The sequence below is a fragment of the Asticcacaulis sp. genome (genome assembly GCF_047605585.1).
GTDB lineage: Bacteria > Pseudomonadota > Alphaproteobacteria > Caulobacterales > Caulobacteraceae > Asticcacaulis.
Window position 1 is genome coordinate 160,237 of the sequence record NZ_JASGFK010000007.1, and the last position, 18,264, is coordinate 178,500.

Consider the following 18,264-nt stretch of genomic DNA (forward strand, 5'->3'; position numbering starts at 1 on the left):
CAAGCGAAAGCCGCTGCCGTCACGGAGTGGCAGCAGAGTCAGACTGTATTTGAACGTTTTCAGGCTTGCGGGACGGCGATTTCAGCGATGAGGTCGGAGGCGTCGCCACGGTACCAGGCGCGGGTCAGTTCGGCCGTGCGGCCATCGCGCAGGAAGCCCCGCCGTTCGACGTAAAGGCCAGGCGAACCCGCCTCCACCTTCAGCAGTTCGGCCTCTTCCGGCGTCAGGGCGACGGCGCGTAAGCGCTGCAGGGCGCGGACGACCGGTGTGCCGCCCGCCTGAAGCGCCGCATAAAGTGACTCGTCGGCGTCCAGTTCGCCCAGGGTGCAGTAGTGCGGCACGACCGACAGCTCGATGGCCACCGGCGTATCATCTGTATAGCGCAGGCGTTTCAGTCGGTGGACCTGCGCTCCCGGCGCCAGGCCGAGTTGCATGGATTCATCGGCCGAAACCCCATCGATTTCGCGCTCGACCCAGGCGCTGTGCGTCGTGCGCCCGCCCGCCAGGACATCAGCGCTGAAGGAGGGCAGGCCCGAAAAGCGGCGTTCCTCGCGCGGTGCCACGAAGGTGCCGGCGCCGCGGCGGCGTGTCAGGAGGCCTTCGCGCTGCAGATCCGTCAGGGCCTTGCGCACGGTAATGCGCGAGATGTTGTAACGCTCGGCCAGTTCGCGCTCGGTCGGCAGGGGCTCGCTCTGAGTCAGGGAGCCATCGAGAATGGCTTCGCGCAGAATGCGCTCAAGCTGGATATAGAGCGGGCCGTGATGCGCCTTGAAGGCGGGAATGACCGAGAAAAACGACATTTGCGAACTTCTCCTTACCGTTACTTGGCGCCTACGGCCCAGTCGGGTGTCTGGGCCAGGGCCAGGCGTAATTGCGTGACGAGTGTGACATCCGTACGACGATGGCCGGGCACGGCAAAACCGAAGCGCACCGCATCGTTGTCAGGCTGTGCGGCAACGCGGCTGCACGAACCATGGACAGCGGTGACGTGGGTGCGGCGCAGGATCTCGCCAACCGTGCGATGGCTGACGCCGACACCGGCCATGATCTCAATCGGATTGCCGGGTTCGGTGCGCACGGCCTCGACCAGACGAGCGATGACCTGCGTACCTTCGATGGCGGATTGCGCGCAGCCGGAGGTCAGGATCGAATCGATCTCGAGCCGGCGAGCCAAGGCCAGGGCCGCCAGCGGATCAGGCACCAGGTCGAAACTGCGATGCAGGGTGACTTTCAAACCGGCTGCCTTGGCATGCGCCGTCAGTTCGGCCAGGGCGGCGGCATCGAGTTCGCCGGTCTCCGTATTGGCGCCCAACACTACCCCTTCCAGGCCGGTTTCAGCGACGGCGTCAATATCATGGCGCATCATTTCCAGTTCGGCGGGACTGTAGGTGAAATCGCCTTGGCGTGGACGGATCATGACGCGCGTCGGCCGGTTTATGGCGGCCGACAGCCGCATCATGCCCAGGCTGGGTGTCAAGCCACCGATGCCCAGGCTGGCGCACAATTCGATGCGGTCAGCGCCATGCCTGGCGGCAATTTCTAGTCCCTCAGCGGTATCGACGCAGATTTCAAGCAGCACAGGGCGGGTCATACGGGCGCCCCCGAACGCAAGGCAATGGATGCGGCATCCCCCTGGTGCGCCATCAGAATAGCGCCGTCGAGTATATCCATTTGGGGTTGGGCGAGGCGGTCGATCGTGCTTTCAGACAACCAAGGCAGGATGTGCGGGGCCAGACCGCCAGTGAGGCAGACCTTAGGGGCGCCTAAACCGGTCAGATGCGCGATGAAACGGTCGAGATCGGCCGCCACCTGCCGGACCAGGCCTTGCGCCACCGCGTCGCCTTCGTCAGCAAATTCGAAAACCAACGGGGATAGCGCGCCGTAATCGCTTGGGCGAGCCGTTTCCGACCAGTCGATTATGGCGGCTGGCGTGCCAAACCGGACGATAATGGCTTCGGTCAGGGGGGTGCGTATTGCCAAGCCGTCATGGGCCTCCAGAGCGGCGCGAATGGCGTCACGGCCTATTGCGGCAGCGGAGCCTTTTTCAGACAGCAGGAAACCCCAGCCGCCGACAGGCTGGCCCTCGCCGCCGACAATGGCATAGCCGGAGCTGCCGGTGCCGGCGATCTGGATCGCGCCGTCCGCGCCGCCAAAGGCACCGAAACAGGCGACGTGATAATCGGCGGCGGCGCAGATGCGACCAAAGGCAACGGGGCAGGCGCGCGCGGTGCGAGTGCAATCGTCCGGCGTTACTACACCTGCCAGGCCCAGGCCGAGCGCCGTTTTGGCCAGAATGTCACGGTTCAGCGCGGCGGCGCCAAGCGCCCCATCAATAGACGTCATGATATTCGCCCACGCGACATCTAGCCCCAGGCGGATATTGGCCGGCCCGCTCGTCGATTCGCCCAGTGTCCGACCCTTGGTATCTTGTAACCGTGCCCGGCAGCAGGTGCCGCCGCCATCAATGCCGATCAGATAGGTAGGCGAAAAGGTATCAGTCATTACAGTAGGTTTTGACTTCATGAAGGTGAGGGACGGGCAAGGCACACATGCCGAAAGGCATTAATGCTGACCAATATACAATGTTGTCATATCAAATAATAGCGAATTGAGCGATTTGTCTATAAAAACCTTCTCGGATTTAAAAAATGATGCGTTGCGAAAGGGTGGTATGAGGCGCTCCGAGCCGTACCCAATAGAGGCTGTACTGTTTAGGCAAACCACAGAACGACCGCACCGGTCAGCAGCAAGAGGGCAATCGAGAGGTAGCGGTAGTTCTGATACCACTTCACCGTTTTCAGATGTGCCGTTTCCACCCGCCAGATATCCTTCGCAAACATCAGGGGGGCAATGACGGCCGGATCGGGCGCCGGCGCCGTCAGGCTGCCGATAAGAAGCGCGGCCAGGGCAATGGCGAAAATCAACACGGCCGCGACGAGGAAGTGGATCGGAAAAACGTGGAAGGCGAAGGCGTCGATAAACAGGACCAGACTTGAGGCCGTTCCCACAATCAATCCAGCCGCCGCCCCCGCCCGGTTGACGCGTTTGATAAAAAGGCCGGCAAGGAAGACAGCGGCGATAGGCGGTACGAAATAGCACAGCACCGCCTGCAGGTATTTCCACAACGTATCCTGGAAATGGACGATCTGCGGTGTCCACAGTACGGAAATCACCATGACCAGGACCGTGATGACCTGCCCGGTGCGGATGAGCTGCGCATCCGTCATTCCGGGCCTCAAGCGGCGCACGAAATCCATGGTGAGTAGGGTAGAAGTCGAGTTGTAGATGCCCGACAGGTTGGCCAGAATTGAGATCAGGCAGGCGGCAACGATCAGACCGACCAGGCCTGACGGCATGATATCGAAAACGATATGCGAAAAGACGCGGTCGGGTTGGGGCAGATTGGGAAAGAGCAGCAGGGCCGCGGCACCGGGCAGGATGACCAGGAAGAGGTTGGTTAGTTTGAGCGCCCCGCCCATTAGCGAGCCCCAGCGGCCATGATCGAGCGATCTGGCCGCCAGAACGCGCTGCACCATGATCTGGTTGGTGCACCAGAAATAGAAACCGATCAGGGGCACGCCGGTCAGAAGGCCGGTCCACGGCATATCGGGATCACTGGCCGGCATGACCAGTTTCAGGTGAGCCGGATCGAGGCGGTTCATCATCTGCGACCAACCGGCCAGCACATCCCCATTGCCGACGGCGCGGAAGGTAAAGAAGGCGATGCCGGAGGTGACGATGACCATGACCAGGCCCTGGATGCCCTCCACCATCAGGACGGCGCGCAGCCCGCCAGCCAGCAGGAAGCCGCCGGAGAGCACGGCCAGCAGGGTACAGACCTGCCATAGCGGCCAGTCCGGCACCAGAATCTGGAAGAGGACGGCGCCAGCGAACAGCCCGCCCGCAGCGTCGAGAAAGACGCCTAGCACGATGGAGAGAGCTGAGACATAGGTGCGCACGAACTTGCCGTAACGCAGTTCGAGGAACTCCGGCACGGTGAAGACCTGGGACTTGATATAGGTCGGCAGGACAAAGGCGCAGAAGATGGTCAGGACGACCGCCGCCATCCATTCGTAATTGAAGACGGAAATGCCGTGCGAATAGGCGGCACCGGTCAGGCCGACCAGCGAGGTGGCCGAAATGGTAGAGGCATAGAGCGCGAAGCCGATGCGCGGCCATGAGGCCGAATTGCCGGCCAGAAAATGCTCGCGCGCTTTCAGTTGTCGGCGGCGGTCATGAATGCCAAGCGCCAGCAAGCCTATGAGATAGCCGCCAAAGACGGCCAGGTCCAGCCAGCTCAAGGAGTGCGCCAGAGGCATGATGTCCGTTTCCCCATATGTCGTTACGGGCAGCCTAGCGCAATTCGCGCGCGCTGCAAGCCTACCGGTTATTGACCGCTAGTCTTTCATCGGCATACGGTAGGCAACAACCATGGAGGGTAGGGTGAAATAGAGACTGACTGGCCTGTTGGCCCTGATAATGGCCTGTCCGCTATTGCGGAAACACCAGCGAGTCCGCATATCGATGCGGTCGTCAATGGTCTGCTGCCCATGGTGGCGGCGACTGGGCGCCGGAAACTCTGACCTTGCAGGATGACATGGCGGGGCTGCATGTCCCATGTCTCACCATCGCTGTGATTCATAAATGGCCGGATCGAGTGGGCGCAGGCTTTGGCCTAACCCAGGGCGCGGTGTACACTTCAATTCAGCCGAAGATACCAGCGGCGGGACGGTCGATGCCGGCAGTTTTTATTCCGCTTTAACCCGGGTCGAACAGGCGGGCGTCGATATCGCTTGAAACTATCCGTAGTCTGATTATGGTCCGGCACATCGTCATTCGGAGTATCTCATGAGCCTCGTCGCCGCCCTTGCTATCGCCGCTAGTCTCTCGGGCGATGCCCCCCCTCTGCATAAGTATGACGGACTGGCCCTGTCGCCCGACGGCAAGACTATCGCCACTTTCGAGTCGGCGGTTCAGATCGGTGCGGTGAGCCTGCCCCATGCGGTGATCACCTTGCGCGACGGCAAGGGGAGCGTGATCGGCAGCAATGATCCATGCGCAGATTGCCGCTACGATGCCTTCGCCTGGTCGCCGGACAGCCGCAAGCTGGCCTTCCTGGGTTCCGATCGCAAGACCGGCGTGACGGCGCTTTACGTGCTGGAGGGACAGACGGCTAAGGTGGTCACCACGATTAAGGGTACGGCCGGCCGGCCGCGCTGGTCGCCCGATGGCCAGACGATCGCGCTGCTGGTCGTGCCAGATGCGCATAAGGAAACCGGCGCCACCCAGGCCGGCGCAGCCCTGGTCGGTGAGATCGGCGTGGCCGGGTCGATCGACGAGCAGCGCATCGCCACCGTATCCGCCGCGAGCGGCGAGTTCAGCCTTGTGTCTCCGGGCGATACCTGGGTCTACGAATATGACTGGACCCCGGACGGGACCGGTTTCGTCGCCACGGCCGCCAAGGGTGATGGCGACAACAACTGGTGGACGGCGAAGCTGGAGGCCTTTGGCCGCGATGGCTCGGAGCGTGTCATTGCCGCGCCGAAAATGCAGATAAACATGCCCAAGGTGTCGCCGGACGGCAAGAGCGTGCTGTTCATCGGCGGGCTGATGAGCGACTTCGGTGCCATTGGTGGTGACGTCTTCTCGGTGCCGCTGGCGGGCGGTGAGCCACAGAACCTGACGCCAGGCTACAAGGCGAGCTTTACCAGCCTGTCGGTGACGAAGACCGGTATTTTGGCCTCGATGATCGTTGGCGGCGATACCGGCCTGGCGCATATAGATCCGGTCAAGGGCGTGACGGTGCTGTCGCAGGATGCGGTGTCGACCTCAGCGGGTGACGGGCGGGTTTCGCTCTCGGCCGATGGCAAGATGGCCGCGGCCGTGACCGAGAGCTTCACGACTGCCCCGCGCATTACCATAGGTGTGCCCGACAAGCTGCTGCCGGTGACACATGACAATGATGGCGTTTCGGTCACCTTTACTGCCAAAAGCGTGAGCTGGACGCATGACGGCTACGAGGTCCAGGGCTGGCTGATGACGCCGGCCAAGATCGAGGACGGCAAGACCTATCCGATGGTGACGGTCGTCCATGGCGGTCCGGCCTCGGCGGTGACGCCGCGTTTTACGGCCTCAGGCTCGATCTATGACCTGCTTGAAGCCGGCTATTATGTCTTCCAGCCCAATCCGCGTGGCTCCTACGGCCAGGGTGAGGCCTTCACCCAAGCCAATAAGCGCGATTTTGGTGGGGCGGACCTCGGGGATATCCTCGGCGGCATCGACGCTGTGGAAAAAATCACACCAGTCGACGACAATCGCCTCGGCATCTTCGGCCATTCCTATGGTGGCTTCATGACCATGTGGACTGTAACCCATTCCAAGCGTTTCAAGGCCGCCGTGGCCGGCGCCGGTATCGCCAACTGGATCAGCTATTACGGTCAGAACGGCATTGACCAGTGGATGATCCCGTTCTTCGGCGCCTCGGCCTATGACGATCCGGCAATCTACGACAAGCTGTCGCCGATCCGCTATATCAAGGACGCGGTGACGCCGACCTTCATCTATGTCGGCGAACGCGATGTCGAATGCCCCCCGGTCCAGTCCATGGAGATGTGGCATGGCCTGAAGGCGCAGGGCGTGCCGGTCTCGCTGGTTATCTATGAAGGCGAGGGCCATGGTATCCGCAAGCCCGAACACATCAGCGACCTGAAGAGCCGGACGGTGGGCTGGTTCGACAAATACCTGAAGTAATGGAACGGTTCGGCGCCCTGCCGGAAGACCATGTGCCCGACCTGCTGACGCCGGGCCTGAAGGTGGTTTTCTGTGGCACTGCCCTGGGCCGGGTCTCTGCCGAGCGCCGGGCTTATTATGCCAATCCCGGCAATTTCTTCTGGCGGACCCTGCACAATACCGGCCTCACGCCTGAACGGCTGGCGCCGGAAGACTATGCAAGGCTTCTGGATTACGGCATCGGCCTGACCGACCTCAGCAAGGGGTATTTCGGCAATGACAACCAGTTGCCGGCCGATGCCTTCGATACGCTCGCTTTGCGCGCCAAGATCGAACGCTTTCAGCCTGAGGTTCTCGCCTTTACCAGCAAGACCGGCGCGAGTGTTTTTCTCGGCAAACCGACCGGGGCCCTGCCGCTGGGTTTTCAGCCGGAAACGGTTGGTAATACACGCATCTTTGTTCTGCCATCACCCTCCGGGCAGGCGCGCATATTCTGGGACCAGGCGACCTGGCAGGGCCTGGCCGATGCTGTAAATGGCATCACCTGAGTCGGCGAGGAGCCTAGGTCGGTGTGCGATCCCCCGATAGGTGTTCCATCACTTATGTGGGCTGGCAGGACGACCCGGTTGCTTCGCCAGACGACAATTATTGGCAGGACCCTCTTGTCTATTTTACTGATTTGAAGGACTTATAGCTGCGTCGTCATAATGATAGAGCGCGTGGCAGAAACCCGATCCTGCCGCGACAATATCGCCAGCCAACCTCGCTGGTTGTTGTCTGCTAAAGGGGCAGGCCTTCGCTGGAGTCGAAGATCAGTGTCCAGCCGCCCGACACGGGAGATACGATACTGAAATGTTGGCCGGTATCGCCCTAGCACTTAGTACTGACGTCCGAGACCATAACCTCGGGCTTGCAGAGCCGTTAAGATCGGAGGATAGGGCGATTGCTACTTAATTGATCAGCCTCGACAGTTTCACCTCGCTGGTGCCATCACAACCAGTGTACTTGCCGGATATGCGTTTAAAGCCGGCCGTGGTCGAAATAGTAGTCAGATCATCTGGCGAGACGGCGCCCAGTGTGTGAGGCTTTGCCCATTCTGCCGTAGGCAGGTATTGGCCGGTCTTGGGCGTGCCGGGCATAAAAAGAATTTTCGCTTCGGGCGCAAACTTGACTTGAGGTAAGCTCATGGTGCGAATGCCATAGTCAGTTAAGGCATGTAAGGGCAAGCGCTCCGACTAAGGACTCGGCTCACCTCCAGGAAAATGCCGTCCGGTTCTTCAGGCCTCAGATTATGTCAAGGCCCAGGAGACTTTAGAGTGACGGCTGATCTAAACAGTGCAATAACTTCACCAGGCAGAAAAAGAAGATATGGCTAAGCCGTCTCACAGCGCCCGCGATGACAACTGGATTCGACTGACGTGCATCCAGGCGTTGAAACTGTGCTTTATGAACAGGTCGACTGTCAATGTCCGCTCGCCCGATCTTCAGCGAGCGATTAATGAATCACGCTTGCCGCGGGGGGCCTCCATTGACGCCGTCCAGGCCGCCTTCCATGTCGCGGTTATCATCTGCGCCGAGGTCGGCATTGCCGTCTCGGCCAGTATTCGTCTGCTCTCGTCCTGGGGACCGTAATGATCCGACGTTTCGGCCTGGTCGGCCTAGCAGGCCTTAACCTGTTCTGCCTGTGCATAAGCCTAGGGGTTACCGATGCCGCCGCTGCCACTAAATCGCCCTTCTGCCAATCCGGTCGGACCATAACCTTCGCGGGGCTGAACTGGGAAAGCGGCGAGTTCCTGACCGCCCTCATGCGCGAAATCCTGGAACGGGGCTACGGCTGCAAGACGGATAGCGTGCCCGGCAATACCGTTACCCTGGAACAAGCCTTGGCAGATGATAATATCCAGGTCATTGCGGAAGAATGGGTGAGCCGCAGCGATACATGGAAGAAGGCGGCCGACTCCGGCAAGGTGCAGGCCATCGGTCATCCCTTCACCGGCGCCACCGAAGGCTGGTATATCCCCGATTATCTGAAGGCCACCGTGCCTGACCTGCACGATGTGTCGCAACTGGCGGATCCGAAATACGCGACTCTGTTCCGCGATCCGGAGCAGCCCGGCAAGGGACGCTTCCTCAACTGTCCCTCCGGTTGGACCTGCGAGGGTGTCAATACAGCCAAGCTGGCCGCTTATGGCCTGGACGAGCGCTATGTCGATTTTCGGCCGGGGACTGGTCCGGCCATGGATGCCGCCATTGTTTCGGCCTACCAGCAAAAGCAACCCCTGCTATTTTACTATTGGTCGCCCAGTGCCATCGCCGGCAAGCTGAAACTTTTCAATCTTCAGGAACCAGCCTATTCGGATGCTTGCTGGAAAGCGCTGACCAGCAAGTCCGCTCGTCATGCTCAGGGCTGTGCAGCGCCGGAAGCCGATATTGCTTGGGGTGTGTCCGCCGACTTTGCTAGGCATGCGCCAGAGCTGGTTGAACTCCTCGACAAGGCGACGGTACCGCTCGACCTGTTAAACGCCAATTTAGTGACTATTGGCGACAATCAAATCGATCCTCGTGCACAGGCCGTTGCCTTCCTGAAACATCACCCGGAGGTTTGGCATCTTTGGGTCGATGCGCCGACCGCGGCCCAGATCGATGCAAGTCTGGACATGACTGTAACCAAGGCGAAATCCGTTTTTCCGAACCGACTAACGATTTCCATCCGCCAGCCAGTCAATACGGCAATCGATCAATTGGTCAAACAGCATGGCAGTGCCTTCCGGGCCATCTCCGGCGCAGTTCTGAGCATCGTATTGGCGTTCGATGGTCTGCTCGGCGCGATGCCGTGGTGGCTCTTGATTGCCACCTTCATGGGATTGGCCTGGTGGAGCAGTCGGCGGTGGCTTTTAACGCTTGTGGTCGGCGCGCTGATGTTCGCCATAGGCGCGCTCGGCTTGTGGGACCTGATGGTCCAGACGCTCAGCCTGATGTTGATCTCAAGCATGCTCGGCGTGCTGGTTGGCGTACCTACCGGGCTCGGGGCGGCGAAATCGCGCAAGGTCAAGGCCGCGCTAATGCCGTTGCTCGATATCATGCAAACCATGCCGGGCTTCGTCTACCTCATTCCCGCCTTGATGCTTTTCGGCCTTGGCAAGGTGCCGGCGATCCTCGCGACCGTTATCTTCTGCCTGCCCCCCATGATCCGCCTAACTCAGCTCGGCATCGAACAGATCGACCGCGACATTCGCGAAGCCGGGGAGGCGTTTGGGTTGACGCCGCTTCAAATGCTGTGGCGAGTTGAGCTGCCATTGGCACGGCCATCGCTAATGGCCGGCCTTAACCAGATGATCATGCTGGCCCTGTCGATGGTAGTCGTCGCCTCCATGATCGGCGCGCGCGGGCTGGGCGAGCAGGTTCTTAACGGCATCCAGACGCTTGATGTCGGGCAGGGGCTCGAAGCCGGCATCGGAATTGTCATCTTAGCTTTTGTGCTCGATCGCATTACCCAAGGGTTCTGGAGGCGCCGGCCGTGACCATTTCGATACGCAAGGTCTCCAAGGTATTCGGCGGGCGTGAAAAGGAAGCCCTGACCTTGATGCGCACAGGCGTTTCGAGCAAGGATATTCTGACACGGACCGGTAGCACACTAGCCTTGCGAGATATCACGCTCGATATTCCGGCCGGCGGCATCTTTGTCCTTATGGGACTATCGGGCTCCGGGAAGTCAACCCTGGTCCGGCACCTCAACCGCCTGATCGAACCATCGGAAGGCGATATCCTTGTGGGTGACCAAGACCTCCGGTCACTCGATGCCAAGGCGCTGCGCGACTTTCGCCGCATCAGGATTAGTATGGTGTTCCAAGGCTTCGGCCTATTGCCACACCTGACCGTGCTCGACAATGTCGCCTTTGGTTTGGTCGCGCGTGGCGAACCGAAAGCCGAAGCGACGGAAAAGGCAATGGGGTGGATTAGGACCGTCGCCCTTGAAGGCTATGAGCGAGCCCGGCCTGACACTTTGTCTGGAGGCATGAAGCAGCGCGTAGGTCTCGCCCGAGCGCTGGCGACCGATACGGATGTCATCCTAATGGATGAGGCTTTCAGCGCGCTCGATCCGCTGATGCGCGCCGATATGCAGGATTTGTTGCTTGGCTTGCAAAAGCGGCTCGGCAAGACGATCGTTTTCGTGACCCACGATTTATCCGAGGCGACGCGTCTGGGCGATACCATCGCCATTATGAAGGATGGGGAGATCGTCCAACTAGGGACGCCGACGCACATCCTGGAGAATCCGGCAGATGATTATGTCGCGCGTTTCGTTCAAATCCAAACGCGTTAAGTTGTCAGACTGAACACCGCAAATGCCGGCGCCGGACTGACCCAGTGGCGACGCACTGTCAGGCCGGCGTCGACTGCCAAGGCTGTGAAGGTCTCACTCGTGAACTTGTGCGAATTTTCTGTATGCAACCTTTCGCCGGCCTTGAAAGCGAAAGTGTGGCCCGCTGCATGGACGATCTGATCGTGACGGCTAACCAGGTGCATTTCCATGCGCGCATATTCGCTGTTCCAGATCGCCAGATGGTCGAAGGCATTGAGATCGAACGTGCCCGACAGTTCGCGATTGATCCGGCGGAGCAGATTCTTGTTGAACTCGGCGGTCACGCCGACCGTATCGTCATAGGCGGCGACGAGAGTGGCCTCGTCCTTGACCATGTCCGCGCCGATGATCAGCCGGGCATCCGGACCCAACATGGCACGCATTGTCTTCAGTAACTGGCAGCCTTCGGGCGGGCTGAAGTTGCCGATGGTCGAACCAGGGAAAAAACCTATCAACGGTCGACACGCCAGAGCGCGCGGCAATTCGACCGCCGTAGTGAAGTCACCCACGACAGGGGTTACGGTCAAAGACGAATAGTCGCGGGTCAGGCGCCGAGTGGCCTGACGTAGCGCATCGTCGCTGATATCGATTGGCACGTAAGCCGTGATCTGCGGCGCGGCATTCAGTAGCAGGCGGGTCTTCTCGCTGGCGCCACTACCGAACTCAATGAGTACGGCATCGGCCGGAATATCGGCGACCAATTCGGATGCAATCGTGGCCAGCAATGCGGTTTCGGTGCGCGTCGGGTAATATTCCGGCGTGCGGCAAATAGCCTCGAACAGGTCCGAGCCGGTGGCGTCGTAGAAATATTTCGGCGACAGGCTCTTCTGCCGCATCGACAGTCCGGCGACGACGTCGGCGGCAAAGCTGGCGTCGTTCGTCTTTTGCCATGCCATGTCTGCGGTCAGGTCTCTGGCGAGCCTGACGCCTGAGCGCAACCAGCGTTGTTCCGGTTTGAAGAAGTTACGATAGGTCGGACGAGCATGACCGATAGGCGTAAAGGCGCAGCCGCCGCGCAACACCATCTGACCGCTCATGAACTTACCATTATATTCGCCGGCTGCACCGGCGCTGGCACGAAAGCCTGGATAGGGTAGATAGGCACTTGAGGTCCATTGCCAGGCGATCGTGTCGCTTTGCTCCAAGACGCCATCGCTGGCGGCAGCCTCTCACTCGGCCTCGGTCGGCAGGCGGGCGCCGGCCCAGCGCGCGTAGGCGTCGGCTTCGTAGAAGCTGACATGAGTGACTGGCGTGGAAGGGGTAACGGGATGGAGCCCTCGCAGACTCATTTCGGCCCAGCCTTCCTTCGTTTCTCGCCAGTAGAACGGTGCTTGCCAACCATTGTTCTGAACCTGCGCCCAGCCATCGGAGAGCCACAGATCGGCGCGGCTGTAGCCGCCATCGGCAATAAAGTCCAGCCATTCGCCATTGGTCACCAACCGGTCGCTGATCTCGAAGGGTTGCAGCCAGACCTTGTGGCGCGGGGACTCATTGTCAAAGGCAAAACGACTACCCGTGTGGCCGATCTCTACCAGGCCGCCGGGACGCAGCTGGAAATAACCGCGGCGTCCCGCCGGGTCTGACGGTGCACTCGCGTCATAGGCGGGGGCGACGGGCGACTGGTCTAACAGATGGAGGATATCCATAAGCAGGAGTTCCTGATGCTGCTCCTCATGCGCTAGGCCCAATTGGACCATGTCGGCCGTGGCATCGTCGATCGTCTCACTTAGCAAAGCCTGCATATGGTGGTCGACATGACGGCGATAGGCCAAAATATCGTCCAGCGGTGGCCGGGTCAGCAGGCCCCTCTGCGCTCGCGGCTGGCGGGGGCCTAGGGCCTCATAATAGGAGTTGAACAGGAATGCGTAATCGGGATGAAACACGCGGTAACCGGGCTGGCCACCTAGAAGGAAGGTCTCAAAAAACCAAGTCGTATGCGCTAAGTGCCACTTTGCCGGGCTGGCGTCCGGCATGGACTGGACTACCATATCCTCCGGTGTAAGGGGCGCTATTAGGTGGAGCGTATAGGTGCGTAGGGCAATGTAGCGGTCGAGCAGACAGCCGATGGGCGCCGAGTGCATCTGGCATGTGGCGGTCTTCATGACGTTTAGTCTTTCCTGATCTGGCCGTTTGTGGCCTGGACTTCAACGGAATGCGTAAGCGGTGTCTTCACTGTTTAACGGAGGGTGACTCGGTCGGTATGAGGTGGCCACATCTAGCAGCTTGTCGCTTGTCTAATCACTCGTTTCCCGTGGCATATGCGCGCGACTCAAATAAAAAAGCGAGCCTGCCTTCTAACCACAGGTCGTTGAGGAGTAGACGACATTTGTCCTAAGCTTGGCCAATTACTGTCAGTATGGATCTGTTTGAGCGATGTTGCGCTTGACGCCGGGGAATCTGCACTGGCTCAAAATATTACATCGAGCCACTCGTCGACCTCCCTTAGACAGGGCATCACAGGTAGGAAGTGGATTGCTTTTGTAAAGTGTTGCGAATGGCTTACGCGGGCGGGCGACCTTTACGCAGGCGGTTGAACATATTGGCCAGTAATTGAGTCTCTACAGGCTTGACGAGATGTAGATCGAAGCCATGCAACGCCGTCTGTTGTCTCATGGTTGCGTCACCCCAGCCGGTTTGTGCGATGATTTTGACTTGGCTGAATCGGGGATCGGCGCGCAGACGGTCGCTGACTTGAAGTCCGTCCATGCCAGGCATCGCGATGTCGAGCAAAATTACGTCGGGACGGAAATCAATGGCAGCAAGAAGCGCGCAAGGACCATTCAGGCAGGTACGAGTTTCGTCACCGAGAGATTCGACAATCCAGGAGACGGCTAGGGCCGACGGTTCATTGTCATCGACTACGAGCACCCTCAGCCGCGTATTTTCAGCAGGGCTATTGGGTAGGTTAGAATCCGGTAGAGTTACGTGAGACACGATCCAGCCTTCAGTAAAATTATGAGCGAGATTCGCCGCCAAGTCTAGGTTAACGTCATTCACATAAGGACGAACGCCGGAGATCGTCAAAAACGTGCAAATTTCAGATAGGTCTTGTCGGCGCCATCTCACCTCCAAATCGACAATTGATATGGCAGGTGCATACCAAGATATTTCGGAAGTGTTCTGTGACCCGCCTATAGTGCCTCAAGCGCCAGCACCCTCGACTATCCTCGGTGCGCACTCCGTATTCAAGGCGGCAGCCTGCGTCAGGGGACAACGTGGATATCGGTCTGGCCAAAGGGGGCCGGGTTCATGCGCGTTATCGATCGCTTCGACAATACACCACTTTATGGTCCATCGCCGGGCAGTCGGTAAAATGTCGTCCGTGGTGGAAAGTCGACATGGATATAAAACGATGGCCGCGTACTAATTCGTGCTTTATTGTTGAGTCGGTTGCGACCATTTCCGAACCGTTTGCCTAATTAGGCGGTAATGGCGCAGATTTTATCTGGGAGCTAGGAAGCATACGCGTGGCCTTCAATGATGTTCTTGACTGCGTAATTGTAGGCGGCGGCCCCGGGGGGCTTACAGCTGCCCTTTATCTTGGCCGTTTTCGGCGCAGCGTGATCGTGATCGATGCGGATGAAAGCCGTGCTGCCCTTATACCGGTATCACACAATTTTCCGGCCTTTCCCAACGGAGTGACGGGCCCGCATCTTTTGTCGCGCTTGCGCCAGCAGTTGGCGCCCTACGGCATCAATGTTCTGACGGACAGAGCCATTTCCCTTAAGAAGACTGAAGATCTCTTTGACGTAGAAATGGCCGGTCATACTGTAAGCACACGCAGAGTGATCATTGCCACGGGCATTGCGGATCACGGGATGTCTGGGGAAAACTGGCGGATCGGGGTCGAGGCCGGAGGGTTGCGACTGTGCCCCGTGTGCGATGCGTACGAGGTGATTGACAAGGACGTTGCCGTCATTGCTCGGACAGAGGGGGCTGCCGCACACGCGCTATTTCTGCGCGATTACACCGATCGGCTGACCCTTTACCATGTCGGAGATGAAGCTAACTTCAGCCGTGACGATACCGAGTGCCTAAGACGTGCCGGTGTAGCCCTTTTACATTCCAATAGTGCTGCGGTCGAGGTCGACATTGGCGGCCGTGCCGGCGTACGTCACGCTGGCACGGTAAGATTTTTTGATGCGGTCTATCCTATGTTCGGCTGTCATCCAAGAAGCGACCTACTCCGGTCGTTAGGGGCAGCGTGCACCGCCGAGGGGAAGCTGATTACGGATATTTATCAGGAAACCTCCGTACCCGGTGTCTTTGCTATAGGCGATGTTGTCAGCGGGTTGAATCAAATCAGCGTTGCAATGGGACAGGCGGCGATTGCCGCCACCCATCTCCATCAGAGTTTACGGCCTTGAGCGATTGGAGAGAGGGGCCTCTCACTCTTGGCATATCCGCCAAACCGGTGCATCTTCAAGTCAGAACGAGTGCAAAGAGGCATGATGACTCAGCGGCACGAACTTTGCTCCTTGCGGAAGATTTTCCACGGAAACAACACGATCGCTGCAAATATTTGGTTCCAGGTTCAACCTGGCGCGTCTTGTGCGGAGTCACCTTATTGATCTTCGGATATGCTTCGACCCGTCTATCGGCCGTTCTCGAATGAATCGATTAATCGCTTCGCAAATCTAATTGTCATGACGATTTTTTTGATTTGTTTCTTCATCCTTCGGCTGATTTCAATTGAAAATCCACTCAAGATGCGTCTCCATGGCACTGTAAACAGTTCGGGTGCCGCATGTTGAAATCAGAATTGGTCCGCCTTCTTGCAGGAGAGTTTCCACAAATGTCTCAGAAGGAGGTCGATAGAATAGTCGATCACATGATCGAGAAAATGATTTCTGTTCTGGAGACAGGCGGACGTGTTGAATTTAGAGGTTTCGGCACGTTTTCGGTGAAATCCAGGCGCGCACGGCATGGACGTAATCCCCAGACGGGACAAAATGTGACCGTGCCGGAAAAACGCGTGCTGGGATTCAGGGCAGGTAAGGAACTGCGGGAGCGCGTTCAGGATCGTTGACGTGGATTGGGACGCTCAACGGCAGCCGTTCAAAACAAAACTACCGTCGTATTGAGCTGCTGCCCGTTTGACGGACCCTGAGTTAGCTTTTATACCCGCCCTCATTTCAAAGTCCATCGAACTCAGATAGCCCGAGCGTTGGATGGCGCCTGGTTGGATTATAAAATCCCTCGACGTGGTCGAATACATCAGCCTCGGTCTGGTCGCAAGCGGTAGAGCTTTTTACCGATCTGTTCCGTTTCAATGATGAGAAGAAGCTCTCCATCGCGGCATTGTCCAAAACATTGCCTAACCGGCTCATTGAACAGATTACGTCGTTATAGGTCAACAGCCGTTGGAACTGTGGTGTATAGGCTGTCCTGGTCTGAGCGGCGCAACAAGGCATCTGATTTTCCATGGCGCCATATGGCCTGTTGAGCGCATCGGTCACCGGTTGCGGCGTCATATTTGCGCTCATTGACCATCCGATACAGGGCGACAGAACAGGTCGATAACCGCCTCAAATGACAGCCAACCTTCTGCGTTCCAGATGTAGGGAAAATCCGCCACCCATTCTGATTTGGCTCATCGGCGGCAAACTGGCGACCAAGGACGTTCGACGTGGCACTTAAGCGATCACTGGCATCTTTGGGCGGTCCCCGAGCCTTCAGTCCCTGTAACCGCATAAGGCGCTCGACAGAATGCAAACCAAAGCCAATGCCTCGGCGAGCAGAGTCTACAGACCCGGCGGCTGTCGTAGGGCCTGGAAGCTGGTTAGAAAGCGGGCCCCTGAATTTTGCACCGACGGCTTCACTTATCGAGCGTTGATTGGGAGGCCGGATGAGCCACCCATGAAAGCCACGCGCACGACACCGTGCGCCAGAGCCAGGAGACTGGCCATGTCCCTAGGCGCTGCCGCATAGGATGTCACCAGTCTCAAGTGCGCATGAACCCATGAACTACGTTTTTCAAAGGGGGACTTTGCCTCCAATAAGCAGACGGGTCGCTACCCTTCGCCGTAAGAGTATACCTCCGCCTGTTTCTACCGCCACAGGCGGGCCCAACCCCGTGATCGTTTTTAATATATCGCGCTCAGCTTTGAGTTTGGCGACCTCCTTGCGCAGCCCGTCGATCTCAAGCTGCTCCGGCTTCATTTGCCCCTTGCCGGGGAGGCGTCTTTCGAATCGGCTGAAATGCCTTCACCCGTTTGTGCTAAATCGTCCCGTGAACATCCATGGGACGAGATGCTTGGGGGACCGATCCTCTACGCTCGAAGATTAATCTGACAGTCTCGATCTTAAACTCGCGGCTGAATTTTCCCTTTTTCCATATGAACCTTCAGTTCGATGAACACCCTTTTCGTTTTCCGTCAAACCGGCAGCTGACATTCCCTGTTGCGGATAGTTTTAGTCGTAATCAACATTGACTGAGCTGAGCTGAGCTGAGCTGAGCTGAGCTGAGCTGAGCTCAGCGGTGTATAATGTCCCCTACCTCGTAGGTTTAGACTGCTGGCGGCACGCAAGGCAGAGACGAATTAACGCGAAATATGGGGTCCCGTGAAAGGCCAGGCCAACGGAGATCGAGGCGGACAGCTCACTTTCCGTGCATCTGCATCAAAGGGTGGGGGCGGGGAAAGTTCGACGTTTCACATCGCATCCTCTGGGCATATTAACGAAGAATAAACCCGCGCTCTCTGGTTTGAGTGGGTTGCCTTCGCGCCCTGAATAGCTGCCATAAGGAATCATTCCGATTGCAGACGCAAAGAGGACTTTCTTTTACTGAAGAAGATATTTTAGGGAGAATTTGCAACAATTTCTGTGGACTACAGTAACGGGCCGAACTCGTTACTATGAGTGCATAGGTCAAAATTGCTGTCAGATGCATCAGATATCAAGTTGCGCAACATTTCGGTCGCTTTGACTGGCACCCCTGTTTAGGTTTTATTGCGATCAACGCATATCCGTTCCATTCTACGGTTATGGTTCTGCTGAGCGTAGTGGGTCCCTACGAGCCGTTCCCGTTTGACCATCACGCTTACACTCCGGACATCCGGAATTTTCTCACTCATCGTCCACCGTAGTTATATATGAAAATAAACCTCGACGGATTGTTAGAGCAGATTCCGATCATGTAGCATCGTATCCGGCTGCGGCGAACATATTGG

The 18,264-nt window shown here is 58.2% G+C and carries 16 protein-coding genes and 1 pseudogene; 7 read left to right on the forward strand and 10 right to left on the reverse strand.

What is annotated here, in order from left to right; all coding sequences use genetic code 11:
* Nucleotides 1-59 precede the first annotated feature (59 nt).
* The 4 genes from QM647_RS15825 to QM647_RS15840 all read right to left on the reverse strand — a co-directional run bounded on the left by QM647_RS15825 (nucleotide 60) and on the right by QM647_RS15840 (nucleotide 4,319).
* The gene (locus tag QM647_RS15825; RefSeq protein ID WP_414996515.1) at nucleotides 60-800 is read right to left on the reverse strand and encodes a GntR family transcriptional regulator; all 741 of its coding nucleotides are present in this window, start codon (nucleotides 798-800) and stop codon (nucleotides 60-62) included.
* A 20-nt stretch (nucleotides 801-820) separates the two neighbouring features.
* Entirely contained in the window at nucleotides 821-1,591 is a 771-nt protein-coding gene (locus tag QM647_RS15830) for a copper homeostasis protein CutC (protein WP_414996516.1), read from the reverse strand.
* Nucleotides 1,588-2,502: a BadF/BadG/BcrA/BcrD ATPase family protein gene (locus QM647_RS15835; protein WP_414996517.1), complete on the reverse strand. Its 915-nt coding sequence runs from the start codon at nucleotides 2,500-2,502 to the stop codon at nucleotides 1,588-1,590. The genes QM647_RS15830 and QM647_RS15835 overlap by 4 nt, the downstream gene beginning before the upstream one ends.
* A 209-nt stretch (nucleotides 2,503-2,711) precedes the next feature.
* Complete coding sequence (locus tag QM647_RS15840; RefSeq protein WP_414996518.1) at nucleotides 2,712-4,319, reverse strand: sodium:solute symporter family transporter; 1,608 nt, start codon at nucleotides 4,317-4,319, stop codon at nucleotides 2,712-2,714.
* A 529-nt stretch (nucleotides 4,320-4,848) separates the two neighbouring features.
* Here QM647_RS15840 and QM647_RS15845 point away from each other — a divergent pair.
* Nucleotides 4,849-6,750 carry a S9 family peptidase gene (locus tag QM647_RS15845; protein WP_414996519.1) on the forward strand — a complete coding sequence of 634 codons (1,902 nt, stop codon included), beginning with the start codon at nucleotides 4,849-4,851 and terminating at the stop codon, nucleotides 6,748-6,750.
* Entirely contained in the window at nucleotides 6,750-7,277 is a 528-nt protein-coding gene (locus QM647_RS15850; RefSeq protein ID WP_414996520.1) for a mismatch-specific DNA-glycosylase, read from the forward strand. Before QM647_RS15845 ends, QM647_RS15850 begins: the two co-directional genes overlap by 1 nt.
* A gap of 402 nt (nucleotides 7,278-7,679) precedes the next feature.
* On the opposite strand, the gene QM647_RS15855 is transcribed toward QM647_RS15850, so the two are convergent.
* Nucleotides 7,680-7,916, reverse strand: a complete 237-nt coding sequence (locus tag QM647_RS15855; RefSeq protein WP_414996521.1) for a hypothetical protein — start codon at nucleotides 7,914-7,916, stop codon at nucleotides 7,680-7,682.
* A gap of 181 nt (nucleotides 7,917-8,097) precedes the next feature.
* On the opposite strand from QM647_RS15855, the gene QM647_RS15860 reads away from it, so the two are divergent.
* The 3 genes from QM647_RS15860 to QM647_RS15870 are packed head-to-tail and all read left to right on the forward strand — an operon-like array spanning nucleotide 8,098 to nucleotide 11,053.
* On the forward strand, nucleotides 8,098-8,361 hold the full coding sequence (locus QM647_RS15860; RefSeq protein WP_414996522.1) for a hypothetical protein: 264 nt from the start codon (nucleotides 8,098-8,100) through the stop codon (nucleotides 8,359-8,361).
* Nucleotides 8,361-10,250 carry a glycine betaine ABC transporter substrate-binding protein gene (locus tag QM647_RS15865; protein ID WP_414996523.1) on the forward strand — a complete coding sequence of 630 codons (1,890 nt, stop codon included), beginning with the start codon at nucleotides 8,361-8,363 and terminating at the stop codon, nucleotides 10,248-10,250. Before QM647_RS15860 ends, QM647_RS15865 begins: the two co-directional genes overlap by 1 nt.
* Nucleotides 10,247-11,053 carry an ATP-binding cassette domain-containing protein gene (locus QM647_RS15870; RefSeq protein ID WP_414996524.1) on the forward strand — a complete coding sequence of 269 codons (807 nt, stop codon included), beginning with the start codon at nucleotides 10,247-10,249 and terminating at the stop codon, nucleotides 11,051-11,053. Before QM647_RS15865 ends, QM647_RS15870 begins: the two co-directional genes overlap by 4 nt.
* Here QM647_RS15870 and egtD read toward each other — a convergent pair.
* From egtD to QM647_RS15885, 3 genes are all read right to left on the reverse strand, one after another.
* Nucleotides 11,050-12,237 (reverse strand): L-histidine N(alpha)-methyltransferase, encoded by a 1,188-nt coding sequence (egtD, locus tag QM647_RS15875; protein ID WP_414996525.1) that lies wholly within the window; start codon nucleotides 12,235-12,237, stop codon nucleotides 11,050-11,052. The genes QM647_RS15870 and egtD overlap by 4 nt on opposite strands.
* A gap of 24 nt (nucleotides 12,238-12,261) precedes the next feature.
* Nucleotides 12,262-13,194: an ergothioneine biosynthesis protein EgtB gene (egtB, locus tag QM647_RS15880; RefSeq protein WP_414996526.1), complete on the reverse strand. Its 933-nt coding sequence runs from the start codon at nucleotides 13,192-13,194 to the stop codon at nucleotides 12,262-12,264.
* 397 nt (nucleotides 13,195-13,591) lie between these two features.
* Nucleotides 13,592-14,068, reverse strand: a complete 477-nt coding sequence (locus tag QM647_RS15885; protein ID WP_414996527.1) for a response regulator — start codon at nucleotides 14,066-14,068, stop codon at nucleotides 13,592-13,594.
* A 491-nt stretch (nucleotides 14,069-14,559) separates the two neighbouring features.
* Between QM647_RS15885 and QM647_RS15890 the strand changes: the two genes are divergently transcribed.
* Entirely contained in the window at nucleotides 14,560-15,459 is a 900-nt protein-coding gene (locus QM647_RS15890) for an NAD(P)/FAD-dependent oxidoreductase (protein WP_414996528.1), read from the forward strand.
* A 380-nt stretch (nucleotides 15,460-15,839) separates the two neighbouring features.
* Nucleotides 15,840-16,121 (forward strand): integration host factor subunit beta, encoded by a 282-nt coding sequence (locus QM647_RS15895; RefSeq protein WP_414996529.1) that lies wholly within the window; start codon nucleotides 15,840-15,842, stop codon nucleotides 16,119-16,121.
* Between the two features lie 106 nt (nucleotides 16,122-16,227).
* Here QM647_RS15895 and QM647_RS15900 read toward each other — a convergent pair whose 3' ends face one another.
* Nucleotides 16,228-16,566, reverse strand: coding sequence for a hypothetical protein (locus tag QM647_RS15900; RefSeq protein ID WP_414996530.1), 339 nt, complete (start codon nucleotides 16,564-16,566; stop codon nucleotides 16,228-16,230).
* A gap of 610 nt (nucleotides 16,567-17,176) precedes the next feature.
* A pseudogene (locus QM647_RS15905) lies at nucleotides 17,177-17,432 on the reverse strand (transposase); the annotation flags it as partial.
* Nucleotides 17,433-18,264: the final 832 nt, after the last annotated feature.